Genomic DNA, 20960 nt, shown 5'->3' with positions numbered 1-20960 from the left:
CAAAGATACTTAAAAAATTAAGATTATTTTACAGCGACTCTAGTCATTAAACTTAGAAAACTTCTCCCAGAAACCGTCATGCTGTAATGGAGCCTTTAATGTAATCGTCTCTTTTTTGATTGGGTGAACAAAAGTAAGTGATCTGGAATGAAGACAGATACTACCCTTTGAGCTGCCCCGAGGATACCCGTATTTATTGTCACCGACTATAGGGCACCCCATCGTGGATAATTGCACCCGAATCTGATGAGTACGTCCTGTTAATGGCTCAACTTTTAATAAATGAAAACCATTCAGTTCACCGATCAAAGTATAATCCAATTCAGCATAGCTGCTTTCTTTCACTTCCTTATTAAAAGCTTTTGTTACCATTTTTTCACGATTTCGCACAAGCCAATTGATCAATTTACCGGCAGGTTCTTGTGGACGTTGTCTCACAACTGCAAGGTAAGTTTTTTTTACCTGTCTATCTTTAAACAGTTTATTCATACGTTCTAATGCTTTGCTTGTTTTTGCAAAAACGATTAATCCGCTAACAGGCCTATCAAGACGATGAATAACTCCTAAAAAGGCTTCATTAGGTTTATTGTATTTATATTTTAAATACTCTTTAACCATATCTTCTAAAGACTTATCACCGGTGTCGTCTACCTGAACAATATCTCCTGCCCTTTTATTGATTGCGATGAGGTGGTTATCTTCATAGATAACATCTCTATCTGTAATATTATGCATTTAGTTAAAATAAAATCTTACAATAATAATCCATATGCAAGAGATCTTGCCTATGTATAAAGGCAAAGATACACCTAATCAGAATAGCTTAAAAAAGTAAAGGGCGATTTTCGAAGAAAATTGCCCTTTACTTTTTTAAATATATTAAAATTTCTATTTCACTGAATCTTTCAATTCTAATTCAGCTGCCTTTTTTGCTTCTTTATCCTTCTTCTTAAAGAAACCTCTCAATAAGAAATTACTTTGCAAAGCTTCCATGTTTTGATCCAATTTAGCGGTACTGTTATTTAAATTACGAACGGCCTCTCTAAGCTCATTACCAACCGCTGGATCATTGATCAATGTACCAATCGCATTATCTTTACTACTTAATTTACTTGAAGCAGTATTTAAATTTGTCATCAGTGCATTAGCTGTCTGTGAAACGCCCTGCAGTTGCGTTGCAGAAGCTCTTAAGCTAGCAAAAACTGCTGTATCTGTAGTCAGATCGTGAACTAAGCCTTTATTCGAATTTAATTTTTCTGTCAATAGAACAAGGTTAGATGTTGCTTTATTTGTACTGGCCATAACCTGACTGATCGACTGCAAAGACATATGAAGGGAAGATAACATGGCTGTATCTGTCAATAAAGACCCAACTACACCACGCCCTTCAACTAAACCACGTGAAATTTCAACAAAATCTGTTGTAATTTTTGCCAAGTTTTGGTTATTAAGCTGTAGGGTTTCCATCATTGCTTCCATGTCTGCGGCTTTCGCAGAACGAAGAAAATCATTAGCTTCAATTGATGGCGCATTTTGAGAACCACCTGAAATCACAATGATTTTATTACCAATAAGACCATCTGATCCTAATTTTGTAATTGCATCTTTACGGATATATTCAGCTGATTTTTCTTCAATGGTCATAACAACCTCAACATCCTGTAAATTTTTAAAATGAATATTCTTTATAATCCCCACTTTAACACCTGAAAACCAAACATTACTACCTACTTTTAAGCCTGCAACATCAGGGAAAGACGTAGCAATTTCGAAAGTTTTAGTAAATTTTTTCTGTTGACTCCCCAGTATAAATATACCTGCAATCAGAATAGCTAATCCTATAAATACGAATAATCCAACTATTACTGCTCTCTTATTTTCTACTTTGCTCATTTATTTAAACAATAAAATTATAATCATAAAACGCTTTAACTCGCGCATCATCTGTTTCAAATATTTCCTTAAAAGATCCTTGTCTTTCAAATTTACCATCTAGTAACATCACAATACGATCTCCTACCGATCGAGCACAAGCTAAATCATGTGTGATGATAATGGATGATGTTTTATACCTTTCTTGGACTTCGTTAATAAGACTATTAATATCTAAACAGGTTATTGGATCCAATCCTGCTGTTGGCTCATCATACATCATGATATCCGGGCGTAAAATTAATGTACGCGCAATACCGATTCTTTTACGCTGTCCACCAGATAATTCAGATGGCATTTGATTGATTGCCTGTGATAGTCCCACACCTTCTAGCACATCTTCCACCTCTTTATTGATTTCAGCACGTGTAAGATTTCTTTTATTACGAATCAATGGAAATTCAAGATTTTCACGTACCGTCATACTATCGTACAAAGCGCTATTTTGAAATGAAAATCCTATACGCAACCGCAACTTCATCAACTCATGGTTATCCAAATCATTAACAGAATTTCCAAGAACTTCAATACTACCCACATCAGGCTGTAAAAGTCCAGCAATAAGTTTTATTAATACGGATTTACCAGTACCAGAACGTCCTAAAACAACTAGGTTTTCCCCCCGGTACAAGTCTAAATCAACATTTCTTAATACATGGTTCTCTCCGAATGATTTACTAACACCGCGTATTGTAATGACAGAATCTTGATAATCGATATGTGTTTTTACTTTTTCCATCACTAATTTATTATTGATAAAATTTGTACGATGATAATTTCTTCAATAAAAACCAAAAACATGGAAGCTACAACAGCGGCATTAGCCGCTTTACCAACCCCCTCAGTTCCTTTTGAAGAATAATATCCACAATAACAACTTACTGCACCGATAGTAAAACCAAATACAATAGCTCTAAAAACCATTGCCCATAAATCCTGATAACCAATTGTTTCGAAGACTTGTGTAAAGAAACTTAAAAAGCTTAGATCATCTTTGGATGCCATACTTAGGTAGCCACCAAGAAGTCCGATTCCCGCAACATAAAAACATAAAATAGGAATACCTATTGTTGTCGCTATAATGCGACTTACAATTAAAAATTTAAATGGGTTTGTTCCCGAAACTTCCATCGCATCGATTTGTTCGGTAACATTCATCGAACTCAATTCAGCTCCAACCTGCGAACCAATTTTTCCAGATGCAATCAGTGCCGTTACCAGCGGGGCTAACGCCCGAACAATAGCAATGGAAATCAATGAAGGTAACATAGAGGTTGCTCCAAACTCTTCCAATGAAGGTCGTGATTGTTTAGAAAAAACAAATCCCACAATAAAACCCGTTAAACTGATTAAGGGTAATGATTTCCATCCAATTTCAAAACATTGACGTATTATTTCCTTAAATTCATAAGGAGGTGTGACAAGTTCTTTCCAGAATCGAATTAAGAATCGATGGATATTTGCGAATTCAGTAAAAAATGATCGAAGTTTATTTAACATTCAAATAAATATTTCCTGTGTACAATATTTTATGACACGATTGAAGGGATAAAGGTACAAAAAATAGGTAATTATTATCAAACCATAATCACTTAGTTTCCGCTTAAGTTTTCTTACAGCCCTAGAAAACAACAAAATAATCTGGAATAAGTTTTGTCTACATAAAAAACAAATCACAGATTAAACCATATGTATATTATAGGTGTCATACCTACAAAATAAAGAACTATTTTTCACGATCGATAAAAAAGAAATATCATGAAAAAAATTAAATATATAAAATTAATCGCATTAGCAGTTTTTAGTATCCTGTTTTTTGCGACGCCTAAATCTTCGTTAGCACAACGTGGATATTCTAATTATAACAGTGGTGTTTCTTTTCAAACATTTTATGATGAACTAGCGCCTTATGGTGACTGGGTAAATGACCGCAATTATGGTTATATGTGGATACCTGATGTAGGCCCTAATTTCCAGCCATATTCAACCAATGGATACTGGACCATGACTGAATATGGAAATACGTGGGTATCAAATTATTCTTGGGGCTGGGCACCATTCCATTATGGTAGATGGGAATACAACAACAACTATGGTTGGGCGTGGATTCCAGATTATGAGTGGGGACCTGCTTGGGTAAATTGGAGAGAAGGATCTGGTTATTATGGCTGGGCACCTTTAGGGATTAATATTTCGATCAACCTTCCTATGAATTTATGGGTATTTGTTGGATCATCTAACATCTATAGCAATAGACTAGATCGTTACTATGTTCACCCTCGTAATTATAATAATTTTTATAATAGAACTACAATTATCAATAATACGATTATCATCAATAATAAAAACTATTATGGTGGTCCAAGAAGATCAGATATTGAGAGAAGTACAGGAAGACGTGTAAGCGTAAGAAGTATTAATAATTCTGATAGACCTGGTGCATCACGTGTAACGCGTAGCAGTGTTGATATCTATCGCCCAAATGTGGATCGTAATTCAAGAACTGATGCAAGACCAAGCCGAGTTGCTGAAGTTTCATCACGTACACGCAGCAATAATACATCTCTACAAAATAGAAATGATCGGGTGATATCTACAAGAGATAATATGACCAGTACGAGAGGTAGTCGCGAATTGTATATTGACAATAGTGGAAATGCTACTGTTAGATCGAGAGAAAATGGATCAACAGATAGATCAAGAGGCAATAATAGTAATATTGATAGAACGGATGGACGTATAAACAATAATGGTGGTAGCACAAGAAGTAACTCATCTAATATAGATAATGGTTCTTCCAATACCAGAAACACCCGAGAGAGAGTACAATCTATCGATAATAATAATAACAATACTTCAGTTCGTACAGAAAGGCCTACAAGAAATACAAATACAGTAGAACAAGCTAGAACTGAGCGACCAGCTAGGGTTCAAACGAGTACAAACAATGAAACTAGAAGTAGCAGAACTGCCCCTACGAACACAGAGCGACCAGCTAGAGTACAGGAAACTTCAAACAACGAAACTAGAAGTAGCAGAACTGCCCCTACGAATACAGAACGACCTGCAAGGGTTCAGTCAACTTCGAACAACGAAAGTAGAAGTAGTAGAACTGCCCCTTCAACCAATACGGAACGACCTGCGAGAGCACAGTCAAATAGTGTGGAAAGAAGTAATAATAGTACCAATGAAAGAAGCTCAATACAGTCGGGAGCTACCAGAAGCGGCAGTACACGTACAAGATAAGAATTGAAATAATTTTATGGAGAGGCTTAGTAATGATACTAAGCCTCTTTTTTATGAATAAGACACAAATTGGATTTTCCGAACAATTACTTTAAATTGATGTTAATTATTAAATTTACATTCTTATTCACTTTATATTAAGAAGCCAATGGCTCAACTAACATCCATACTAGACAACGACTTTTATAAGTTCACGATGCAATATGCTGTTGTCAAGTTATTTCCAAAAGCAAAGGCTCGATACCAATTCATTAATCGCGGTCAACATAAATTTCCACTAGGATTTGATAAAAAACTAAGAGAGGCAATCGATGCGATGGCAAATCTAAAATTGAGCAAAGCTGAAAAAACATTTTTTGCTCAAAATTGCCCATATATTGACCCTACTTACTTTGACTTCTTACAGGGCTATCGCTATGATCCTGATGAGATCAGTATTATTCAAAATGGCGAAGATTTAGAAGTTAAAATTGAAGGATATTGGTACCGTACCATTCTATGGGAAGTTCCGATCATGGCTTTAATATGTGAACTTTATTACGAAATAACTGAACAGAAGCGCTTAACGAATGAACAGGTTATTGATGATGCTAAAACTAAAATTGAAAAATATAAGAAATTAAATATTACAATCGCAGATTTTGGTACAAGGAGAAGACATTCTTTTCAGGTTCACAAACTTGTCGTAGAAACATTAAAAGAATATGGGGCTGGTACTTTTATCGGAACGAGTAATGTTCTTCTTGCTATGCAATATCAAATTAAACCTATTGGCACACATGCTCATGAATGGTTTATGTTTCATGCAGCCAAGTATGGTTATAAAATGGCAAATTTGCTTGGTCTCGAGCATTGGGCCGATGTATACAGAGGTGACTTGGGTATCGCGCTATCTGACACGTATACAACAGAAGTATTCTTTAGACAATTTGACAAAAAACTCACCAAATTATTTGATGGTGTACGACATGACAGCGGAGATCCTATAGAATTCGCTGAAAAAATCATTTCACATTATGTTAATAAAGGAATCGATCCTTTATCGAAAACCATCATATTTTCGGACGGTTTAGATTATGATAAAGTGGCTCATATAACGCAGTATTGTAAAGGCAAAATTGGACATTCATTTGGAGTGGGTACTAACTTCACTAATGATGTTGGCCTGACACAAATGAATATAGTGATTAAAATGACTGAAACACAACCAGAAGATGATGAATGGACGCAGGTAATTAAATTATCGGATGAACCTAAAAAGAACACTGGAGATCCAGCGACCATCAAATTAGCAAAACAAATATTAATGATACATGACTAGAGATATTTACGGCGAAGCCTTAAACGATTATTACATTCATCAAAAAGAGGTAGCGCCTCTGCTGTTACACAGTAGTTATGGTGATATTGAAGAAATGCCCGTTGATATATTTTTTCGCGACGAAGACGAGATTCCTGAACTGGAATTTATTGCGCTTTCCCTATGTGATGGACGTGTTTTAGATGTGGGCGCTGGCGTAGGTTGTCACACATTGTATTTGCAAGACAAAAATTTCGATGTTGAAGCACTTGAAGTATCGAACATCGCCTGCCAGATCATGCAACAGAGAGGGGTTCAAAAAATACATCATAACGATTTTTATCAATTCAAAGATCATAAATATGATACTCTCTTGTTCTTGATGAATGGAATTGGATTAGCAGGCGATATAGAAGGCTTTAAAAACCTTTTGATTCATGCTGAATCTATATTGACAGATCGTGGACAGCTTATCTTTGATACGTCAAACATCGAGTATCTTTATGAGGAATATAAAATAAAACGACCTGATCACTATTTTGGAGAGATAAATTATCAATATCAATATCAGGGAAATTTTGGGGACAAATTCAAGTGGCTATATCTGGATCAAAAGATGCTCATTAAAATTGCACATGAATTAAACTGGGTAGTACAAATTCTATTTGAAGATGAACACGACCAATATTTAGTTCGTATGGAAAAGAGAAAATAGTGCCCACTGAATTAGATACAACAAAGCCTTTCGGAAATATTGCGAAAGGCTTTGTTTTTTAATAAGTAGCAATTTTAAATACGATTACCAACCTGATAATTAAAATGGGCTATTTAAGCTTGATATAGGTTTCAATTATTATTTGTTTAACACCTAATTCGGGAAGATTTTCTTCGCCTTTTTGAATAAGCGTATCTCCTTTTTGAGTTAGCTCAAAATCAAAAGTATTATTTTCCCAGTCGCGCATGCTGCAATACTGTAAATGTTCTTTATATTTATTACCAATTAGTGTATATGTACCTCCTCCCGAGACAAATAATGGTTCTTTTCCTTTCCCTTTCTCTTTATCGTGATTAAAAAAAGAAAAGTGATCTCCATTAAACATCTTAAACATCTCTGTTTTTGATGTATCTGTAAAAGCAAGAATCGTGTCTGTTCCTTTTATGGTTTTACTTTCAAGTAAACGATAGGTTCCTGCAATATTTTGTATATTTTCTGCAGGTTTATCAGACTTTGGCGCACATGATGAACATGCAGCAACAAATGACAAAATGATTAACTTTTGATTTATTAGGTTTTTCATAAAATGGTTTTTTATTTTAACAGAGATCAAAGTTGTTGCATCTGATCTCTGTTAAAGATGCAAGAAATTACTTATCCCACCAAACACGGCCGATATAAGAGTCTCCTCCTGTAACCGCAGCCGAAGCTGCTTTGTAATGATCAGGGTTATTAGAAGCCTCTGTTATTGGATAAGGATATCTTCTAGGTATCACTCCGCCAGTACTATTATCTGGATGTTTGACCGGTATTAAAACTGGAAAACCAGAGCGCTTCCAATTATTCCAGGATTCATAAAAATCAAATAGCGTATTGGTATGTGCCCAATATTGCTCATTGATCATTTTCAAACCATTTGCATCATTGTATGGCATTTTTGTCAAGTAATCATTGATTTCAGCATCTGAGATCGTTAACTTCGAATCATATTGACTTAAACAACTTATTGCTGCTCCCACTCCTTTATTGTAATGTTCACCTGCAGTACCTCCAATTGCCCAACGTTTTGCAGCCTCTGCTCTTAATAATTCCGTTTGTGCATATGTTAAAATAAAAGTTATACCATCCCGTTTAGACATATTAGGGTTAGGTGAGGAATAATCTGGATAGTCTGTAAAACTTGGATCCTTACGAATATCAAAAGCATCACCATTTGCGGCATCTACCTGCTTTCCATTTGGCATACCTTTTTGAACGAGAGGGTCTGTTACAAAATTTGGATTTTGATCTTTGTTTGATAGACTAATATGCAATTTTGTAACGGCAATTTTTCCTAATCGTGGATCATTTGTCTTTTTCAAATAATCAATAAAAGTATTGGACCATTTACCGTAGTAATAGTCTTGTGAACCAACATCGCCTAATAAAACCTGACTATTACGATTTTGTGTAATACGAGCACCGTTGACATCATGTTTTACAAACGCGTTATCTGCATTAGATGTAAAAGTATTAGCGATGGCTTTCTGAGCATATGTTTTTGCTTTCGCTTCATCAACTTTTACAAGACGCATAGCCAATCTTAACATGAATGAATTCGTGAACCGTTTCCACTTTTCTATATCACCTTTATAAATGATATCACCAGTTACAATATCACCTGACGCTTGTAATGCATTGACAGCTTCGTCAAGCTCACTCAGCATTGTATTATAAATATCTTGCTGTTTATCATACTTTGGCAGATACAACTTTTGATAATAACCTAAACCTGCTTCCGAAGCAGGGACATCACCATACAAATCCGTAATTCTAGACAATACTACGACACGCCAAATACGTGCTATCTGATGTAGATTTTTATACTGCTCTTTACCTCGAGTATTTTCGACAACATCGACGATATTTCTTACCTGTTCAATATAACTCCCCACGGCCCCGGTACCCCAATAAGCAGCAGTATGTTCCTCAAAAATTAAATATTTATCACCTCGCCATTCTTGAGTACAATTAGCTAAAGCTTGTACTATTGGTCCTGCCAAAGAGAAATTACTTCGGAAAGCATCATATGCCATATCAAAACTACCCGTATAATTTAGCTGAGCAGATGAAAGCACGAAGTTAGGGTTAAATTTTTCTGAACTATTTGTTACAGGATTGGTATTAATTTTATCAAAATCTTTTGTACAGCCTGTAAATGAAAGAAGACATGATACAGCAACAGCTGATATAATTGGGTTTAAATTTCTTTTCATAATGTCAATTTCTAAAATTTAGCACTTAAATTAATTCCGAAAGTACGTACAGCAGGTACGCCACCTAACTCTAGCCCTGGGAATGTTGCATTGTAGCTGGATTCAGGATCAACATTATCTGTCTTTTTCATTAACACCAATAGATTACGACCCACAGCACTTACATTAAGCGATTTAATTTTATTATTAAATAATCCAGGAAAGGTGTATCCTAAAACGACTTGTCTCAGCTTTATAAAATCAGCATTATGAACAAATATTTTAGAGGTATTATTCGCGACATTTGAATAATAAGTTGGTGCGTTTGCGCCATATTCTTCCCGCTTATCTAACGTTCCTTTATGTAAACCAAAGATATATCCATAATAATCTGTCGCTGAAAATAGCTTCCCTCCCCATTTACCATCTATTAAAAACGATAAATTGAATTTATTATAAGAAAACTCATTGTTCCATCCTGCAAACCATTTATTAAAAGCCGATCCGTAAGCAGTTAGATCTCCTTTCGCCGGTGAGCGGTTATCAGATAACAGAACAACATTACCATTGGCATCATACTTATTATCGAATGCCATTACTTGAAAAGCTGCCTCTCCTTTCATGTTAGCTACAGAACCGGCACCTGTGCGAGAAGTAGCTACTGATTGAAAGTTGAATCCGTCTGCTAAGGATAAGATTTTATTATCATTATATGAACCATTGATCGTAGAAGTCCATTTGAATTTTTCAGTCTTGACAATAGTTGCACCTAACAAGACCTCAAAGCCTTTATTTTGCATTTCACCAGCATTCAAAACTGCCGCACTATAACCGCTCGATGAAGGTGTTGTGATATAGGTAATCTCATTTTTAGATCTTTTACTATACCAAGTAAAATCAAAATTTACACGATCATTAAAAAGACGTAATTCTGTACCAATTTCTAATTCAGAAGCCGATGAGGCAATTAAACCAGAATTGGGAATACTACCATTATCAATTATTCCTAAAGAAGTTCCATTGAGGCTTTCACTTCTCAATTTATAACTTAAGGCAGTTTGGTATGGATCGGTAGCTTGACCAACTGTTGCATAACCAGCTCTCAACTTTCCGAAATTCAACCATGGAGCTTTGAGATACTCGGAGTAAACAAAAGATGCTGATATCGATGGATATACAGAATTCAATTTATTGTCATAACCTGGAGCGGCTAACGTGGAAAACCAATCTGACCGAAGACTACCAGTTAAATACAATATATCCTTGTATGCAAACTCCAACGTTCCGTAAGTCGATTGTGTCTCTTGCTCAGATTCGAAATAATCCAGCGATTTGTTTTCTGCATTTGCAATATTATAATTACCAAATACTGCAAGATCCACTCCATTATTGGTGATTTGTTTAGACTTCGTGTTTCTATAACTGGCTCCAATGTTTGGTGTGATCGTATAATCTCCAACAACAAATTGTTTACCGATTAAGATATCGGCGTTAATATCATCAAAATTGGTATTTTGCTCTGAAATTTTCCCATTAGGATAATAGGCTGTTCCTGAGGCAACAACATTTTTATAACGATCTGAGTATGAATCACGACCTGCACGTCCTTGTACAAATAATCCATTATCCAAAGTGTATTTAGCTGTTAATGAACTGATCGTTCTCTTTCTACTGGTATTATTTTGAAATTCGTAAGCGGCAAACCAAGGATTGGTTGCGTATACGTTACCGGAGTAACCTATTTCTTTACCATTTTCATCTTTCCAAGGTTTTAGATCATCAACATTAATACTCGTTGGTAAAAACATCACGTTGAAATTGGCATTTCCAGCTCCATCTGAAAGCATTGGTCTATTTTTCACCTGCTCATAGATTAAATTAACACGAGCGTCAATCGTTAATCTTTTGATCGGTTCAAACATACCTGCCAGATTAAATGATTGTCTATCTAGTCCTGAATTAGGAACTACGGATTTGTTTTTAACGTCAGTTGCTGATAACCTGATCGATCCGCCTTCAAAAGATTTATTTAAAGCAATCGTATTAGTCCAGGTATTTCCATTTCTGTAAAAACGATCAAGATTTCCTTTTTGAAGGGAATATGGTCTTTCTTTACCATCGAATTGCAATACAGGTGTACCGTCTAATTTTGCACCCCAGCTATTTGCCCCTGTTGACAGAGCATTATTAATGGTCGTGGGTTTAATTCCACCACCCCCATGTCCATATTGGGTCTGCCAATCTGTTTGATCAATGATTCTTTCGGTAACATAATTACTACTAAAATCTATTGAATTTCCTTTTCCAGACTTTGTCGTAATTAAAATTACTCCAGCCTTAGCCCTAGATCCATACAACGCTGAAGCCGCTGCTCCTTTTAATACTGATACACTTTCAATATCGTCTGGATTTATATTACTAATGGCATCTCCAAGATCAGGTGCATTATCCCATTGGCTACCTGAATTACCTCTAGAATTGCTATTATTTAAACCGACTGGCTTGCTTTCCATAGGTATACCATTAATGACATACAAAGGCTGGCTTGTCTGATTTATACTGGAAACACCACGGATAGTGACATTCGTAGCCGCACCTGCTCCCCCAGCAGTACTGCTAATATCCAAACCAGCAACTTTACCAACCAAGGCATTCATAACATTATTTTCTCGAGCTTGTGTTAAAGCATCCCCCTGAACTTGTGTCACTGAATATCCTAAAGAACGTTTTTCTTTTTTCATTCCTAAGGCAGTTACAACAACTTCATTCAGCATGCGATTATCTTCAGTCAACACGATCTTGATCGCATTATCATTTGTTAGGACAAGCTCCTCTGAGTTATATCCCGCAAACGATATAACAAGTGTATTTCCCGTCAGTGCATTAATGGAAAACTTACCGTTTAAATCAGTAGCTCTTGCAACTGCGGAACCTTTAACACGAACTGTAGCTCCTACGAGTGGGTTTCCTTTTTCATCTGTTACAACACCATCATAAACTTTATTCTGTTGCTGACTGACAACCACCAAGCCCTCGTTTGAGATACTATATGTAAGACCAGTCTTATTAAATAATTTGGCTAAAATATCCGTAACTCGTCCATTCTCAACCTGCATGGAAACCTCCTTATTCAGATTGTCGTTACTTGAGCCATAGACGAAGTAATAGTCACTTTTTTCTTCAATCATTTTAAGTACTCTGCTCAATTTTGTTTTTTGGACATCAAGCGATACTTTTTGTTGGGAATAAACATTAGCCGAAACATTCATTACGACAAATGCACTCATAATCAAGGTTAGTTTCATCCGTATAATGAATCTAAAATGCACAATGTAGCCATTACGCATTTGCAATAAGCAATTTTTTATCATACTTTAGTATTAGGTTTAAAATTCAATAAAGAGCAGCACGTTTTTCCAGAATTGCTGCTTAAGAATTAATCTTTTTTTTCAAGGATGGCGTTGGTCCGCCATCCTATTTTTTTCTAGTAAATGGTTATTTTTCTTCCATATATCTCATAATTAAAAGGTTCTACTTTTTGTAATGCATTTAATACTTGGTTTATATTTTCTTTTGAAAAAGTCGCTGTAAATCGATAATCTTCAAGATTTCTATTTTTAATCTCAATATCCACATCATACCACCGTTCTAAGGTATGTCGCAATGATTCAAAATCTTGGTCCATGATTTCTAATCGATTATCTTTCCAGGCAATCTCCTTTGAACTAACGGCAGGTTCATCTACTGAAAAATCTTGAATTTTGATTTCCTTAACACTACTTTTTAACGCTTCCTTTTTAACAGCGGGGTCTTTTTTAGCCTCAATAAATTGATTTTTATATAAGATAATTTTCTGATTAGGTTTGATAATCATGGAGTTCTCATTAATTCCCTTGCTGCGCATCTCAATTAATCCTTCCACTAAAAAAGCTTCAGATGTTCCATCATTAGGATAGGATTTCACATTAAAAGTTGTTCCGAGGACAGAAATATCAAAATCATTAGCATAAACTACAAAGGGCTTCTCTTTATCTTTTTTAACTTCAAAAAAGCCTTCTCCAGTTAGATAGACATGTCGTGCATGATCATTAAAATCCTTATCAAGTTCCAGTTTACTGTCTGAATTTAATGTGATTGTGGTACCATCTGGCAAATCAAATGTTTTCTTCTCTCCTTTTTTAGTTTGGAATATCTGGGCGGCCACAAATTGATCCAAAGGTTCAATTCTTTTCGAATAAAACTGTGTATACCAGAAGTAAGCCAAGCCGAAAAGTACAAGAGCCGCGGCAATACGAAATAAGTGAGATAGATGCCAGGAAAAAATAGAAAGTTCATTTGTCTCCTCTTTAAGGCGAGCTTTCATATGCTCCAACCTTTCATTAACAACAGGTTTGTTGCCTACAAGAACTTGATATAATCTCTTGGCATGCTGAATCGTTTCTAACTGCTCAGGATGATTGACAATATACTGTTCCCAATATTGTTTGCAAGATGTATTTTCTCCAGAACAATACTTTTGGAAAGTATCATCTATTAAAAAGTCTTCAATATTGTTATAATCTTTTTGGCTCATTCTTTAGGTCTTTACTATAGAGTGCATACGATTGCACTTTTTTCCTAAAGAAATTTTAAAATAAAATATAACAAGCTTTAAATCAAACAAATAAAATCATCAATTTATTGTAGATTTAAAGATCTTTTAATTCTTGCCGCAGCACTTTTAAAGCATCATACAAAGTATTGTACGCAGTTTTGACAGTCATTTGAGTGGTTTCTGCTATTTTTTCGTAGGAATATCCTTCAAAAAATTTAAGATGAATGAGTTGTTTTTGACGAAAACTTAATTTTTCGAGTGCTTCTCTTAATCGGATCTGAATCCATTCATTTGTTTGTACCTTAATAATAAATTCTTCATAAGGCATTTCTATCCAATCATCTTCTGCTTTAACATGTCGCAAAGCAGTTTGTATTTTATGTTGTTTTTCTAAGAGCCGAAGGATTTTTCTTTTTAAAAATGTAATGAGGTATGCCTGCACATTTTCTACGCGATCAAGGCGATCTCGTTTTTCCCAAATGGTAACGAAAATTTCATCTGTTGCTTCACTCGCCAGATCAGCATCTCCACATGTACGAATACCAAAATTCACCAATTCGTTAAATAATGCGGCATATAAATCAAAAAACGCTTGTTCATCACCATTCCGCACACGTTCCCAAAGCAATCTATAGCCTAACTTATTTTTCATTATAATTGGTTAACTTCTTTTTAATTCCCTAAATGTATCATTTTATAGCTATAAAAGAAAAAATTATCAACTATATCTTTAAAAAGAGTTAATATTATTATTTACCTCATCGAAATCCATATCTGATATCAAGCCAATATTCAACTGGATATATAAAAAAAGCCTAGCAACTAAATGCTAGGCCTCTAAAACTACTCTTTATATTTTGCTTTTATCCACAGATCGCTTCAATGCTTTGCTCGGCATAACCAGCACTGGCTGTCATACCTTTTCCGCCGATTCCGGTACGTACATGAATACGATCACTTACATCCACTTCTAAAATATCATTGTCATGCTGAGCATAAAATCCAGCCCATGAGCTTGCAATCATAGACTGATCCATAGTGATAATACGATTCGCTTCATTCAACATGAGATCATTAATCTTTGAATTAATAGCAAATCCTAATTCATCCAGTTGATTACCTTGTGCATATTCATGTGAATCTCCAACAATGATACTACCATCTATGGCTTGCTTAAATAAGATATGTATTCCCTGTTCACGCAATTCTTTATAGTGTTCAGGCACTTTTATTTGATGGAAAGATGGACAATATTCTTCGAAACTTTCATAACGTCTTGTCGTAAGCCCTGTTAAAATATTTCCTGGTAAATGCAGATCTTTCATCGGCTTTGTACGCATCATCTGAAGTTTACTGATCTTCAAACCACTATCGTCAAATAGTGATCTATAAAGAATTTTGAATTCATATCCATTGCATATGATAACCTTATCCCCCTCGAATAATTGCATATCACTCGTTGTCACTTTAACAAGGTCAGCATTATCCTCACAAGCCATTACAGTTGCATCATATTTTAATGTATACTGCTCAAACTTAGTCTGCATATAAGCATGTAAGCGATGGATCATTAAATCTGGTTCAACACTTACCTCTTGTTTAAAAACAATAGCCTCTTTTACATACGTGTCCTTCATCATAGGATAGGTCTTTAAGATCTGTTCTTTTGACCATAGCTCATGCGCATATCCAACCTGCTTATAATGTGCACTTAATTCATGCAACATCTGTACTTCATCTGCGTCGGATGCAATATAGATACTGCCATTATTGCGAACAGAAATATCCATTTCATTTTGAATGGACTTATAGATTTCTAAACCTCTAACACCATAATCAAACCATTTTCCAGACATCCCTGATGGCACAACCTGTCCAAAATTGCGTACTGTTGAGCTTACCGGATAGTTATCTTTCTCCAATTGTAGAACGCGTAATCCTTTTACCAAAGCATGGTAGGCATGGAAAGTTCCTAAGATTCCTCCTCCCACTACGATTAGATCATATTTACTCAAATTCATTTTATGTATTTTTATTAACTTATTTGAACATCACTACTATTCACACACCAAGGTTTCTCTGCCTCCTGTTCCTGTTTATCCATCGCTTCTTTTTTACGCGCAAAATAATATAAAGATAGTAAGGATAATCCTCCACCGATGATAGATGCGAAAAAAACCAATTGTATGAAATAACTTCCCCACGTCACGGAATTAGGTAATAACTCCTTATTCAGTAAAACTATAAAGCTGCCTAAATATCCGATCGAATCTGCCAAGTACATGACAAAACCTATATTGCTTTTCATTTTGTATGTAGCAATCATCCTTTCAAAAAAGATGGCGTTGTACGGTATATATGCTAAATAAAGACCAAGCCCTACCAGCAACATCCAACTTAATCCATCGATAAGTTGATGGCTAAAAAGATAAGTAGAACCACCTGCTATAAGAAAACCTACTATAATCAACATGTGAATCAATTTAAATGCTTTTAAATTATCTTTCACCACAATCAACAATGCCACCAGTACCAATACAATCAAAGCAATTATACCATCAACTTTTGCAAAAATGCCATTGCCTTTTACATGGAGCATTTCCCAGATTTCAATTTCAAAATTATCTCGAACATCCCTGATAATTGTCAGCATGGTATAAATAACAACAGTAAGCAAAATTCCAGGTTTAAACATTTTAAAAAACGCTTTTCGACTTGTACTATCCATCGCTACTCGTTCTGTTCTCAAGGCTTTATCCTGTTCTGTGGGTCCCGGTGCATGCTCTAACAACCAGACACATCCGATAAAAGGTAGTAAGAATAAAAAACCTGTACAAAAGGGCATCCAATATTCATCTATTGGAAAAGTAGCCATTAACCAACGTCCTACTGTTTTAATCAAACCTGAAGCAAAAATCAAACTGACAGCCATAACTGCTCCCATTATTTCTGTATAACGTCTACCTTCCAGATAACTAAAAACCAAACCCCACACCATGCCTAAGGGAAATCCATTCAATAAAAGAAAAATAATATTCCAAGGACGCGGACACCAAGCAAATGCTAACAAACTTAACCAGGAAATCCAGATCAATATAATCAGATAGCGTCCACGATTCTTTTGCTTACTTTCTGCAATAAATTTTATTCCATAAAATTTAGAAAACATATATCCGACCATCTGAGTAATAACTAAACAGACTTTATAATTGATTCCCCATACTGAAGCATCATCATAAGATGCGGCAGTAAAAGATTTTCTAAATGAATACATACAGGTATAGCAAAGAAATGCTGTAAGTGCCAATATCATGGCAACAGAGCGTTCATCCAGTTGACTAATACGTTGTTTAAATCTTTGCGTTAATTCCATTATTTAGACATTTGGTAAATGTGATTTTTTTCCACAACCAAAAGTAAACTTCAAAGATTAACACATTACTAAACTTCTGTTAAGTATTTGTAAACAAATATAGAAATAAATTGAATTAAGCTTAAAACAAAAAAAGACTTTCTAGGGAGAAAGTCTATAATATCATCTTAAATGAGTTCGCTATTTTTTGTTCTGCTCAAAAAAGTAAACAATTAACATGATTGCTTTATCTTTTCCGATGTTTCGCGGTGTATGCGATAGACGTCCATTAAAGAAAATAGAATCACCTTCATTAAGCACAATAACCTGATCCCTAAATACATACTCAACCTGACCACTCAAAATATACTTATATTCAAAGGCTTCAGTCTCTACCATAGGCCGTTTAGCATCTGGAAGAAGTTCCAATAAGACTATGTCTAAAGTAGAGCTATCAATAGAAGAGGTTAATATTCGCTTATAATGAAATCCAATTGCTTGTTCCTTTTCAAACTCTTCGTAATTTTCTTTCCTTTTGACGATAATAGGCCCCAACGTACTATCGGAATTAAAGTCTTTAAAAAATTCATTTAAATCCACATCAAGTGCATTGATGATATTGATCAAGACAAATAATGAAGGAACCGTTCGGTTATTTTCAATTTGAGAAATCAACCCTTTACTGACACCAGCTTTAAGGGCTATTTCTTGAATGGTAACCCCGTTAATCTTTCGGATTTCCTTAATTTTATTACTGATCTTGAATATTGTATTATCTTCCATAATTAACCTCAAAAGTACACAAATAATTACCCTGATGCATATTAAGTTTTTATTATCACAAAAACAATTAATATTATAGCACAACCATAAATTAGTAAAAAGTATAATCATTTCCAAGTTTTATCTGCTTTCAAACTTGAATGAAAATTTTGCACAAGAAAGTTGCATAGCATATGTTAACAATTTCTTATGTTGCAAAAGTCGTAAAGCATAAATAGTGTTTGTATCATATTTACAAATACCTGTGATGTGCTATTTTATTATTTGCTAAACTCTAAATGTTGTATAAGAGTTTTTATTTGGCAAATTTTAATAAAGATTTAAAACAAGAAAAGACGAACTGATGGTTCGCCTTTTCAAAAATCAAAAATGTGTTAGTTATTGTTGAAAACTATATACGTTTCCAGCAAAATCTGTCACATAAAGTAAATCATCTTTTACAAGCACCTCTGCTAAAATTGGAGCACCTAAATTAATTTTATATTTTAATTTGCCCTGTGGATCTAGACGGTAAAGAAATCCATCCGACGCACCAAATACAAAGTCAGTTCCAACTTGCTGCGGAGCTGCCTCTACAGTTGCAACTAACTTATTTTGATCTGGTGAACTATACGATGAGGTATAGATTAAAGCCTCTCCAGTTGTGAAATTCCATTTTTCATTCAGCGTATTCTTATCCAAAGCAACAATTCCTTTATCCGAAGTCGATAGTAATAATTGTTCGCCACTTATTACAGGCGTTGCCATTACTTTGAAATCATAATCAAGTGTCTTTTTTCGTAAAACGTTTCCTGATAATCTATCTAGCACAAATACCGTATTTAATCCAGTTGCATATACTTCATTACCTACTACCGCAACTCCACCACTTCTAAAACGTAGACCATCCTCATTTTTCTTCCACATCAATTTACCTGTCTTGCGGTCATGAGCAAATAAACTGTTCCAATTAGCTCCTGTAAACAACTGATCTTTGGTTACTATGATCTCTCCTGGCATTGCCTCTCCCCCATTCCAATCCTGATTTCTCCATAGCTCTTGACCAGTCTTTAAATCTAAAGCGGTCAGATAAGAACCGTAACCAGTATAGTATACTCCTTCATAAATTGCTCCGGCTGTAACATAACTTGGTAATCGTCCCTGGCTTAATTCATTCTTCCAAATCAGCTTCCCAGTTTTAGCATCCAAAGCGTAGGCATTTCCTGCCACATCAGTTGCCGCAACAATGCCATTTTGATAACGGAGTTTCTGTTTGATGGAATTAGCTGTTGAAAAAGTCCATTTAGTCTTTCCTGACTTTTCGTCTAAAGCTACAATTTGGGACTTACCATTTCCACCATCATCAAAAGTTGCTCCCAAAACGAGACCTTCTACAAGTAATGGACTCACTTTCCAAGTGTTTCCACCTAAGTTTCCAGTCCATTTAAGTTGAAGCTGATTTGCTTTATCATTCACTCCAAAAGTTTCTTTTTTGGTTGCCTGGGTACCATCATTGTAATTGACTTCAATAAAAGCAGTACATGTTTTATTACTTACATTCATAAGAGGTTCTGTCTCCCATGACCAATCTGATAATGGTTTAAACGGTGCATAGGCTACTTGATTGCCTTTACTATCAAGTACTCTCACGTGGACAGATGCTACATCTCGATTACTATCGTATACTTGCGCACGGAAAGGAATTTTCCCTTTTTCAGTGCTTTGTAATGCCGGATCTATCAATTGAATATGATCAAACAAATTACTGTATTTTGGAGAAACATCTTCAACACCATCTTTAGTAACTTTAATATGCAGAAACTGGCCAACAGCATGATCGATACCACCCTTATTAGGTGCATTTGTACTAATAACACGAACACCGCTGCTTGCATTAACAAAAGAATAGTTATTATGCCAGTGACCGAATAACCACGCTTTTAATTTATATTTCTTTAAATCGATTTCCTCAGTCTTTCCCTTTAGAATAAAGTCAGGTCCGATATCAAAATCGTGATTAATAAAAATAACCGGTTTATTCTTATCCTTCAATTCTAGATCCTTCTTCAACCATGCGATAACTTGATCTCTTGTATAACTTGGTTTATAATCGCCTCCCCACATCGGCGTAACAACAAAGTGTGCAGGACCGGCATCAAAAGAATAATAGGTCGGACCAAACAAATCTTCAAACAACTTTTCACCATATTCTCCTTTTACGAGATCATGATTGCCAACAGCATAATAAACAGGTAAGCCCATCAGTTGGCTATTTACTTGTTGCGCATGAAAACGCATGCCTGGTTCATAACAGATATCACCGGTATGCATAATCAAAGAACTTTTTTGATTTGCAGCATATTTACGGACATTCTCAATCCATGGACCATACAAATATGTTTCGGTATCTGTTATTTGAATAAAATTTAAAACATTCGGATCTTGAGAAGTATCCTCAATAAGTCCAATTGAATACTCTTTACGGTCAGGACTTATTTTTAAAAAATGACTTTTTGCAGGCTTGAAACCAGCCGGAGCAGTTACAAATACAAATCGTGCTGCAGGATTTGCTGGTATTTCGAACTGTCCATTTGCATCTGTTTTCAAAACCTGATAACCATCGGAAACAACAGCATGCTCAACAGTACGTTCGCCACTGTCGAACTGACCATTTCCATTCGAATCGATAAAGATATGACCTTTATACTGTGCATTTGCAACACCCACCCCTAGTGCCAATAGGGATGTCAATAGATAATACTTTTTTTTCATTTTAGAGTTTATCGTATATTAACTTTTAAAGTTGTTTTGTTTGTAATGAACCT

General features: G+C 35.2%; 16 protein-coding genes. 3 read left to right on the top strand and 13 right to left on the bottom strand.

What is annotated here, in order from left to right; all coding sequences use genetic code 11:
• Positions 1-39 precede the first annotated feature (39 nt).
• The 4 genes from JAZ75_RS14525 to JAZ75_RS14510 form a co-directional block, all read right to left on the bottom strand.
• Entirely contained in the window at positions 40-735 is a 696-nt protein-coding gene (locus tag JAZ75_RS14525) for an RluA family pseudouridine synthase (RefSeq protein ID WP_132772208.1), read from the bottom strand.
• Between the two features lie 153 nt (positions 736-888).
• Entirely contained in the window at positions 889-1893 is a 1005-nt protein-coding gene (locus JAZ75_RS14520; RefSeq protein WP_208696284.1) for an MlaD family protein, read from the bottom strand.
• Between the two features lie 4 nt (positions 1894-1897).
• The gene (locus tag JAZ75_RS14515; RefSeq protein ID WP_021188170.1) at positions 1898-2671 is read right to left on the bottom strand and encodes an ABC transporter ATP-binding protein; all 774 of its coding nucleotides are present in this window, start codon (positions 2669-2671) and stop codon (positions 1898-1900) included.
• A gap of 2 nt (positions 2672-2673) precedes the next feature.
• Positions 2674-3432: an MlaE family ABC transporter permease gene (locus JAZ75_RS14510; protein ID WP_132772204.1), complete on the bottom strand. Its 759-nt coding sequence runs from the start codon at positions 3430-3432 to the stop codon at positions 2674-2676.
• A 258-nt stretch (positions 3433-3690) separates the two neighbouring features.
• Here JAZ75_RS14510 and JAZ75_RS14505 point away from each other — a divergent pair, with 258 nt between their 5' ends.
• The 3 genes from JAZ75_RS14505 to JAZ75_RS14495 all read left to right on the top strand — a co-directional run bounded on the left by JAZ75_RS14505 (position 3691) and on the right by JAZ75_RS14495 (position 7193).
• Positions 3691-5178, top strand: a complete 1488-nt coding sequence (locus JAZ75_RS14505; RefSeq protein WP_208696282.1) for a DUF6600 domain-containing protein — start codon at positions 3691-3693, stop codon at positions 5176-5178.
• 148 nt (positions 5179-5326) lie between these two features.
• The gene (gene pncB, locus JAZ75_RS14500) at positions 5327-6499 is read left to right on the top strand and encodes a nicotinate phosphoribosyltransferase (RefSeq protein WP_031287103.1); all 1173 of its coding nucleotides are present in this window, start codon (positions 5327-5329) and stop codon (positions 6497-6499) included.
• Entirely contained in the window at positions 6492-7193 is a 702-nt protein-coding gene (locus JAZ75_RS14495; protein ID WP_132844501.1) for a class I SAM-dependent methyltransferase, read from the top strand. Before pncB ends, JAZ75_RS14495 begins: the two co-directional genes overlap by 8 nt.
• Positions 7194-7302: 109 nt before the next feature.
• Here the strand turns inward: JAZ75_RS14495 and JAZ75_RS14490 are convergent, their stop codons facing one another.
• The 9 genes from JAZ75_RS14490 to JAZ75_RS14450 form a co-directional block, all read right to left on the bottom strand.
• Positions 7303-7776, bottom strand: a complete 474-nt coding sequence (locus tag JAZ75_RS14490; RefSeq protein ID WP_208696280.1) for a hypothetical protein — start codon at positions 7774-7776, stop codon at positions 7303-7305.
• Between the two features lie 67 nt (positions 7777-7843).
• Positions 7844-9448 (bottom strand): SusD/RagB family nutrient-binding outer membrane lipoprotein, encoded by a 1605-nt coding sequence (locus JAZ75_RS14485; protein WP_208696278.1) that lies wholly within the window; start codon positions 9446-9448, stop codon positions 7844-7846.
• A gap of 11 nt (positions 9449-9459) precedes the next feature.
• Entirely contained in the window at positions 9460-12798 is a 3339-nt protein-coding gene (locus JAZ75_RS14480; RefSeq protein WP_232789205.1) for a SusC/RagA family TonB-linked outer membrane protein, read from the bottom strand.
• 113 nt (positions 12799-12911) lie between these two features.
• Entirely contained in the window at positions 12912-14000 is a 1089-nt protein-coding gene (locus JAZ75_RS14475) for a FecR family protein (RefSeq protein WP_208696276.1), read from the bottom strand.
• A 115-nt stretch (positions 14001-14115) separates the two neighbouring features.
• The gene (locus tag JAZ75_RS14470) at positions 14116-14673 is read right to left on the bottom strand and encodes an RNA polymerase sigma factor (protein ID WP_132844508.1); all 558 of its coding nucleotides are present in this window, start codon (positions 14671-14673) and stop codon (positions 14116-14118) included.
• A gap of 211 nt (positions 14674-14884) precedes the next feature.
• Positions 14885-16042 (bottom strand): TIGR03364 family FAD-dependent oxidoreductase, encoded by a 1158-nt coding sequence (locus tag JAZ75_RS14465; protein WP_208696274.1) that lies wholly within the window; start codon positions 16040-16042, stop codon positions 14885-14887.
• Positions 16043-16056: 14 nt separating this feature from the next.
• Positions 16057-17394: a DUF5690 family protein gene (locus tag JAZ75_RS14460; protein WP_208696272.1), complete on the bottom strand. Its 1338-nt coding sequence runs from the start codon at positions 17392-17394 to the stop codon at positions 16057-16059.
• A 180-nt stretch (positions 17395-17574) separates the two neighbouring features.
• On the bottom strand, positions 17575-18156 hold the full coding sequence (locus JAZ75_RS14455; protein WP_132844511.1) for a helix-turn-helix domain-containing protein: 582 nt from the start codon (positions 18154-18156) through the stop codon (positions 17575-17577).
• A gap of 378 nt (positions 18157-18534) precedes the next feature.
• Positions 18535-20907: a PQQ-binding-like beta-propeller repeat protein gene (locus tag JAZ75_RS14450; RefSeq protein WP_208696270.1), complete on the bottom strand. Its 2373-nt coding sequence runs from the start codon at positions 20905-20907 to the stop codon at positions 18535-18537.
• Positions 20908-20960 lie beyond the last annotated feature (53 nt).

The organism is Sphingobacterium sp. UDSM-2020, from assembly GCF_016132525.1.
GTDB lineage: Bacteria > Bacteroidota > Bacteroidia > Sphingobacteriales > Sphingobacteriaceae > Sphingobacterium > Sphingobacterium anhuiense.
Note: the sequence above shows the minus strand (reverse complement) of the source record. Positions and strands in the feature narration are given on the sequence as shown.